This is a genomic window from Klebsiella sp. 10982, from assembly GCF_048589245.1.
In the GTDB taxonomy this organism is placed as follows: Bacteria; Pseudomonadota; Gammaproteobacteria; order Enterobacterales; family Enterobacteriaceae; genus Klebsiella; species Klebsiella quasivariicola.
Window position 1 is genome coordinate 1 of record NZ_JBMAXV010000078.1, and the last position, 7,957, is coordinate 7,957.

Below are 7,957 nucleotides of genomic sequence, written 5' to 3' on the forward strand. Positions count from 1 at the left end.
GCCCTTGTTACCTCCTGTTGACCGGATCCCAAGCATAGATATCTGAATTCAAATTGCCTAGTGAAATGTCTGGATATGCCGCATTTTTCCCCTTATACAGCGAAGCTGGCCAAAGGCCAGCCCGCATGGATTTATCGCTTTTGCCAGTAGATCAGCATGGCAAGGAACAGGATTGTTGCCCCCTGAGAAGCGGGAGAAGCGGTCAGGAAAGTTTCCAGCAATGACATTATCGTAAAACTCCGCATTATTAATTTCAGGTGTGTGATTCAGGGGCCTTAGTCCCCCTTTTACAGGACGTAGTGTTCTGTCACGACGGGAGCCAGGGTTAATAAAAACGATTCGAATATGTCTGCAGGGACGATAGAAATCTTCGTGGGGGTTGTCTCGCTGTAGCGGGCTCTGGAGAGCGACTCGGGGGAGGAGTAGTATCTTCCGGCCACGGATATGATCGAGCCAGCAGTGCTCGCCGCAGTCGAGCGACAGGGCGAAGCCCCGAGTGAGCGAGGAAGCACCAGGGAACAGAACTTATAAATTCTGCTTACGCTAAATGCCTGAAAAATCACCTCCCCCTCGTGGTTATCCACTTATCCACGGGCATATTTTTATAAAGTACTTTTTTATTGTTTTTCTATATTTTACATCTTTTAGGGAGCCTGAAAGCCGCGTACAGTGCGGCCTGAGAGGGGGCCTGTATGGGCAACTGGTAAACATAATATGGGAAATTAATCACGTATCAGTGGGTTTTGTGTCAACAAGCTATGGGATACGCATCAACAAGCTATGGGAAAGAGGTCAAGTTCAGTTCTCAATTATCCACTTGTGGATAAAGTGCAGATTTTTCCGGTGGATAAGTATCGCGATAGCTTGCAATTTCTGTTTTCACTGTCATTATGGGTGGGTAAAAATTTACCCATAGGCATTGAAATGGATACTCAAGCACTCTTGCCAGCTACTAAAACGTTTAAAAAACGCGCCAGTATAAAGCAATCTAACGAATTGACTGAAGCAGCATATTACCTGCCTCTTCAGGCAAAACGTGTGCTGTGGTTATGCCTCATGCAGGCCTATTTTAACGACAGCCAGGAAGATGACTCTGACGTATTGCCGCTCTTCAAAATCAGCGTTTCCGATTACGTCAAATACTTCAATGTCGCTACGTCTGTCGCCAGTCGTGATGTGAAGGCTGGGGTAAATGCTCTGGGCGAATCAACGGTTACCTTTTATCCAAAAGAAGGTGAGTTTGAAGAAGTTAAGCGTCCGTGGCTGGCTGAAGCAGGAATGAAGCGAGGCCGGGGTTCCTGGCAGATTGAATTTAACTACAAGGTCATGCCATTCCTTGTCGGCTTAACCTCCCAGTTCACTACCTATTCTCTCTATGACTGTGGCCAGCTTAATAGTGTTCGTGTCATCCGGCTTTATGAAAGCCTGTGTCAGTTCCGGAGCACTGGTGTCTGGATCACCACACATGACTGGTTATGTGAAAGGTTTATGCTCCCTGCCTCGCAGAAAAACAATATTGCTGAAATGAAGCGTACCTTCCTGGAACCTGCTCTGAAGAAAATTAATGAGAAGACGCCATTAAAGGTAACATATACCACTGAAGAAGATGGTCGCTTGCTGTTTAATTTTCTTGATAAAAAACAATAGTCTGTAATTTATTTTCCCTCCCCCCTTAGTTTGTTGCTGACATATGGGGGGAACTAAACTTGCTGTATTTCCCATAGTGCTTGCCTAACTTGACCTGTTTCCCACAATCCCGGCTGTCTGCGTAGTTGACCTGTTTCCCACAGTCCCGGCCGTCTGCAAAGTTGGCCTGTTTCCCATAGTCCGGGCCGTCTGCAAAGTTGACCTTTTTCCCATAGTCCGGGCCGTCCGCGGAGTTGACCTGTTTCCCATAGTCCGGGCCGTCCGCGGAGTTGACCTGTTTCCCATAGTCCGGGCCGTCCGCGGAGTTGACCTGTTTCCCATAGTCCGGACCGTCCGCGGAGTTGACCTGTTTCCCATAGTCCGGGCCGTCCGCGGAGTTGACCTGTTCCCATAGTCCGGGCCGTCTGCAAAGTTGACCCGTTTCCCATAGTCCCGGCCGTCTGCAAAGTTGACCTGTTCCCCATAGTCCGGGCCGTCCGCGGAGTTGACCTGTTTCCCACAGTCCGCGCCGTCCGCGGAGTTGACCTGTTTGCCATAGTCCGGGCCGTCCGTAAAGTTGACCTGTTTCCCACAGTCCCGGCCGCCCGCGAAGTTGACCTGTTTCCCATAGTCCGGGCCGTCCGCGAAGTTGACCTGTTCCCCACACTCCCGGCCGCCCGTGAAGTTGACCTGTTTCCCATAGTCCGGACCGTCCGCGAAGTTGACCTGTTTCCCATAGTCCGGAGCGTCCATAAAGTTGACCTGTTTCCCACAGAGGATGGAAAACTCTTCTTGTGCTGAGCGTAAGAGCTATCTGCCGGAACGGTTCCTCTTCGCTTCCTCGCCAGTTCGCTCGCTACGCTCGGTTACATGGCTGCGGCGAGCGCTGATACATAAGGCTCAGCATTGCACTGGTCGTAACTAAAATCAGAATCCTTCTGAATGACCCTCCTGTCTTGCAAGTTGGATACCTTTCTCAAAGCCCTTTTGTATGAGTTGTTGTTGATGGTCAAAAGTGCGTCTGCGTGTTGCTGCAGTGTGATTTAGTAGCACGCCCGTCGAGCTTCCCCCCTCTCCTGTTGAGAGCGAAATCAAAACAATATGAATTTTTGCTTGCAACATGACTCTTTTTGTTCAAAATGACAAAAAACGTCATGAGGTGATAAATGGACAATATTGAGCAGTTACGGAAAGTCGCTACACGTGCAGGTAAGCTTCTGACATCTTTGAGCGAAAGTATCCGCCAGCAAAAAGAGGAATTGAAGCTTACCGAGTTCTATCAGGAATACAGCAAAGCCGCTCTGTATAAGCTGCCTAAGCTCAGTAAAGGCAGTGTTGAGTATGCTGTGGCCGAAATGGAAGCCGGTGGCTACATTTTTAAAAAGAAACCTTCTGGTAATACGATGAAATACGCGATGACGATTCAGAATGTCATCGATCTGTATAACCATCGTAAAGTACCGAAGTACAGGGATCGCTTCGATAAAGCCTTTACGATTTTTGTATGTAATCTTAAAGGTGGTGGTTCCAAGACAGTTTCTACCGCTTCATTATCACATGCTTTTCGAGCTCATCCTCAGCTTCTGTTCGAAGACCTGCGTATTCTGGCCATCGATTTCGATCCGCAGGCATCTCTGACAATGTTCCTGAGCCATGAGAATTCAGTGGGCTTGGTTGAAAATACGGCTGCTCAGGCCATGCTCCAGAACGTGTCTCGAGAAGAATTACTTTCCGATTTTATAGTACCGTCTATTATCCCTGGTGTTGATGTAATCCCCGCTTCCATTGACGATGCATTCCTTGCTGAAGGCTGGAAGGGATTGTGTGAAGAACATCTGCCAGGGAAAAATATTCATGCGGTGCTTAAAGAGAACATTATCGACAAGCTCCAGCATGACTACGACTTTATTTTCCTTGATAGTGGTCCTCACCTTGATGCGTTCCTGAAAAACTGCATTGGAGCGGCAGACCTGATGTTGACCCCTCTTCCACCGGCGACGGTTGATTTTCATTCTTCCCTAAAGTTTGTGGCCAGCCTCCCTGCCCTCATAGATTCCATTGAAATGGATGGGCACACCTGCAATCTCATCGGTAATGTCGGCTTCATGTCCAAGATCCTGAACAAGTCTGATCACAAAATTTGCCATAGTCAGGCCAAAGAGGTTTTCGGTGCCGATATGCTAGACATGGTTCTGCCGAGACTGGATGGTTTCGAACGCTGTGGGGAGACTTTTGACACAGTTATTTCAGCAAATCCAGCAACCTATGATGGAAGTACAGAGGCACTAAAAAGCGCAAAATCAGCAGCGGAAGACTTTGCGAAGGCAGTCTTTGATCGCATCGAGTTCATTCGTACTAACGGAGGTATGTGATGTCGAATGAGAAAAGAAAAACCATCGGCAGACAGTTAAATACCCAGGCGTCAATAGCGGAAATGACGGACACCGGTAGAAGCCAGGTATTTACCTTAAAAACCGGCAGGAAGGTAACGTTCAGGTTTGTTCGGGTGCCTGCATCTGAAGTTGAAAGTAAGACATTCGTTAACCAGGAAAACAACGGAAGAGATCAACTTGCACTGACCAGGGAGTCCCTGAAATCCATTATCCAGACGATTAAGTTTCAGCAGTTCTTTCCCTGTATTGGTATTAAGCAAAGTGAAAGGATTGAGATACTGGATGGTTCAAGACGGCGAGCCTCAGCAATTTTTGTCCGTACAGGCCTTGATGTAATGGTTACCGAAGAACATTTATCAGCTGATGAAGCTCGCCAACTGGCTAAAGATATCCAGACAGCTAAAGAACATAATCTTCGGGAGATTGGGCTGAGATTGATCGCTCTTAAAGAGTCCGGATTTAATCAAAAGGAAATTGCTGAACTGGAGGGGTTATCTCAGGCTAAAGTTACCAGGGCGCTGCAGGCGGCGGCCGTACCGCAAGACTTAATTTCTCTGTTCCCGGTTCAGTCGGAGCTATCGTTTAGTGACTATAAACTTCTTTTAGAAGTTAATGAAAAACTTAGTGAAAAGGGATTAACTCCTGAAGAACTCATTCAGGCTGTATCAGCTCAGCTCGATGCAATTTTGAATGATGGCGAGCGACCAGAAGACGAACAGAAAGCCAGTATTCTGAAGCTGATTTCTCAGGCATCTCAGGCATTAATCGATCCATCTCCCAAGGAAAAGTCAGTGGTTTCCCCACTCTGGTCTTTTGAAGAAAAGGACAAGTTCGCGCGTAAGCGTGTGAAAGGGCGCACGCTGACTTATGAGTTTAGCCGTATGTCAAAAGTGATTCAGGATGAACTGGACAAGGCTATCAACGAGGTCCTTGACAGAAATTTGAGTCAATAATTTCGCCATGGCGATTTCACATCTAACTTATTGTAATTAGGCAGTTTAGGCTGAGAATTTCAAGGTGAAATCGCCATAGTTTCACGCCAGTTTCGCTGCAGGAATATCTGACCATCGTGTCGTATAAGCAGGAGAAAGCATCTCCCGTTTCATCTGCCATTCCGAGGCCATACCCCGCCCCGCAAACCATACTTTACCCAGCCCTGAGTTGTTGATCCCGTCCAGAACCCTCATCAGCTCAGCACTGTGAGGGCGTGGCGGGCGTTCGTCGAACAGTTGCAGCTGCGAAACGCCGGAGCCGGTGAAGTCATTCAGCATAACTCCGGCTTTGGCATACCGGTGCCCATCCCTCCAGATACGCTCCAGAGCCGTTGTAGCGGCTGCAATGATGTCCCTGGTGTCCTGAGTGGGTGTAAGAAGTTTTTCCGTAGCCACGTTGCCGTAGTAAGGCCCTTTAATGGCGAACGGAGACGTTTTGATGAAAACGGAAATATGCCGGCAATACTGGTGCTCTTTACGCAGTTTTTCAGAGGCCCGCTCTGCGTACTGACAAACAGCCTGGCGGAGCGAATCGTACTCCGTGATTTTCTCTCCAAAACTGCGGCTGCAGACAATCTGCTGTTTCGTTGGTGGGGCTTCCTCAAGCGACATGCAGCTTTCCCCGTTCAGTTCGCGTACTGTTCGCTCGAGAACGACGGAGAAATTTTTCCGGATGAAGGCCGGGTTCGTCAGGGCCAGATCGAGCGCGGTCCTGATACCCAGTACATGGAGCTTGCGTGCAATACGGTTTCCCACGCCCCAGATCTCTTCGACCGGCTGCAGTGAAAGCAGTTTCCGCGTTCGCTGAGGATTCCCCCGGGTCAGTGCGAGCACACCACGGAACTGTTTCCACTCTTTTGAGGCCCACTGGGCTGATTTTGCGAGGGTTTTCGTTGGTCCGGCGCCCACGCCAATGGTCAGGCGGGTACAGTCATACACGTGCTGACGCAGCTGCCGGCCGAAGTCCTCAAGCTCCATACAGTGCTCCACGCCGGTCAGGTCGAGGAACATCTCATCAATTGAATACTGTTCCACCCTGGGGGCCAGTTCCTCCAGGCAGTTCATCACGCGCGCCGACATCGAGGCGTAAAGTTCATAATTACTTGAAAACGCATATATTTTTTCCGGGTATCTTTCGTTTTTTATCTGAAACCACGGAGTTCCCATTTTGATCCAGGGCTTCGCCTCGGCACTGCGAGCGATTACGTTCCCGTCGTTGCTGCTCAGGACCACTATCGGCTTTCCTTTCAAATCCGGGCGGAAAACACGTTCACAGCTGGCATAGAAGCTGTTCACATCGGCCAGGGCAAACATCAGTACATCTCCCTCGGGCGGTGGATGATATGCGTGACAACGCCAAAGATATCCAGCTCGTCGGGATCAGGATAAATCGGCGACCAGGAGGCATTCATGGGCTGCAGCGTCAGTCGCGGCGTCAGCAGAAGCCGTTTCACCGTAAACTCCCCCTGTACGCTGGCGACAACGATATCGCCGTGCCGCGGCTTTTCAGCACTGTCCACAACCAGCAGATCGCCATTGTACAGACTGCCGTCGGCCATGCTGTCTCCGCTGGCACGCAGGTAGTACGTCGCGCTCGGATGCCGTATGCAGTAATCATGGAGATCCAGATCGGACTCGACATAGTCAGCAGCAGGGCTGGGAAAACCGCAGCTGGCCAGATCGGCAAACAATGGATGGGCCTGTGGCGGGAGTTCTTTCCCGGTGCTGAAAAGTTGTAGTTTCATCTTTCCTCCTGACACTCTAATTTTTACTGGTTATACATACAGTGTGCGCCGGGAGACCGGTAAAGATCAAGGGGTGAAAGTCCCCGACCATTGAAGGACCAGCAATCCACAGGGTCCCCGAGTCATGCGTTGTATACCGTGAGGTATGGGGCGAAGCGTTGACAGGGGTGTTGACAGGCCAGCCATTGAGCCACGAAATGTATATTAAATTCCCGGGTGCCGACGTTGTACTGTTTACGGAAGGCAACATCATAGGGTGCGTTACTGCGAGTGCCATATGGACCCGGCGGGGTCTGAGACCCTGGCATGTCAATACGATCTTTACGCGGGAACCGGGAGATCTCCCCTCTGACCATCTGCCAGTGCCGGAGATGGCCCGCACCGGGAAGGCGAGGAGCCGAAGCCGGTGATGTACGGAGAGGAGAAGTCGGACTCGCTCATAGTAGCTGCGAATCTGGCGAACAATCCGCAAGGAGCGGAGTCAGTGGAGCGAAGGAGCGGGGCCAAGGGAAACGCGGAACAGCCACACATGCGCCGGACGCAGAGCCGGGAAAGTATGTCACAGAGGCTGTCACGCGTGCGGGAAGCTGCGAAGCAGCGGAAGAAAGAACGGTTTACCGCATTGTTCCACCTCCTGACAGCAGAGGCACTGGAGAACGCATTCCTCTCCCTGAGCAGGAAAGCGGCTGCCGGAGTTGATGGTGTCAGGTGGAAGGACTACGCCGAAAACCTGAAGGTCAACATAGCAGATCTGCACCGGAGGCTTCATCAGGGTAGTTACAGGGCTCAGCCCGGCAGGCGGCACTACATCCCGAAAGCGGATGGAAAACAGCGCCCGCTCGGCATCGCCTCACTGGAGGACAAAATCGTCCAGTATGCGCTGGTTAAGATCCTGAATGCAGTCTACGAAAATGACTTTATGGGGTTTTCATACGGGTTCAGACCCGGGCGAAGCCAGCACAATGCGCTGGACGCACTGGCCACAGGGCTGGTTCGGACCAATGTAAACTGGGTACTGGATGCCGATATTAGTCAGTTCTTCGACAAGGTAAGCCATGAATGGCTAATCAGGTTCATAGAACACAGAATCGGCGACCAGAGGGTAATCAGGCTCATACGAAAGTGGCTCACAGCCGGGACCTCAGAGGAAGGAGAATGGCGGGCATCGGAGGAAGGCACCCCACAGGGTGCGGTTATCTCG

General features: G+C 50.6%; 7 protein-coding genes. 4 read left to right on the forward strand and 3 right to left on the reverse strand.

The window, feature by feature from the left end; all coding sequences use genetic code 11:
* Window positions 1–131 precede the first annotated feature (131 nt).
* The gene (locus ACKLKD_RS27030; protein ID WP_014343462.1) at window positions 132–245 is read right to left on the reverse strand and encodes a hypothetical protein; all 114 of its coding nucleotides are present in this window, start codon (window positions 243–245) and stop codon (window positions 132–134) included.
* A 535-nt stretch (window positions 246–780) separates the two neighbouring features.
* Here ACKLKD_RS27030 and ACKLKD_RS27035 point away from each other — a divergent pair.
* The 3 genes from ACKLKD_RS27035 (at window position 781) to ACKLKD_RS27045 (ending at window position 4,972) form a co-directional block, all read left to right on the forward strand.
* Window positions 781–1,647, forward strand: coding sequence for a replication initiation protein (locus tag ACKLKD_RS27035; protein WP_004118283.1), 867 nt, complete (start codon window positions 781–783; stop codon window positions 1,645–1,647).
* Between the two features lie 1,145 nt (window positions 1,648–2,792).
* The gene (locus tag ACKLKD_RS27040) at window positions 2,793–3,998 is read left to right on the forward strand and encodes an AAA family ATPase (RefSeq protein WP_011977818.1); all 1,206 of its coding nucleotides are present in this window, start codon (window positions 2,793–2,795) and stop codon (window positions 3,996–3,998) included.
* Entirely contained in the window at window positions 3,998–4,972 is a 975-nt protein-coding gene (locus ACKLKD_RS27045) for a ParB family protein (protein WP_011977819.1), read from the forward strand. The genes ACKLKD_RS27040 and ACKLKD_RS27045 overlap by 1 nt, the downstream gene beginning before the upstream one ends.
* 81 nt (window positions 4,973–5,053) lie before the next feature.
* Here ACKLKD_RS27045 and ACKLKD_RS27050 read toward each other — a convergent pair whose 3' ends face one another.
* The gene (locus tag ACKLKD_RS27050) at window positions 5,054–6,325 is read right to left on the reverse strand and encodes a Y-family DNA polymerase (protein WP_087806399.1); all 1,272 of its coding nucleotides are present in this window, start codon (window positions 6,323–6,325) and stop codon (window positions 5,054–5,056) included.
* Window positions 6,325–6,756 (reverse strand): translesion error-prone DNA polymerase V autoproteolytic subunit, encoded by a 432-nt coding sequence (gene umuD / locus ACKLKD_RS27055; protein ID WP_001568036.1) that lies wholly within the window; start codon window positions 6,754–6,756, stop codon window positions 6,325–6,327. The genes ACKLKD_RS27050 and umuD overlap by 1 nt, the downstream gene beginning before the upstream one ends.
* A 406-nt stretch (window positions 6,757–7,162) precedes the next feature.
* Here umuD and ACKLKD_RS27060 point away from each other — a divergent pair.
* Window positions 7,163–7,957 (forward strand): reverse transcriptase domain-containing protein (locus tag ACKLKD_RS27060; RefSeq protein ID WP_256984501.1); only part of this gene is annotated, 795 nt, incomplete at its 3' end.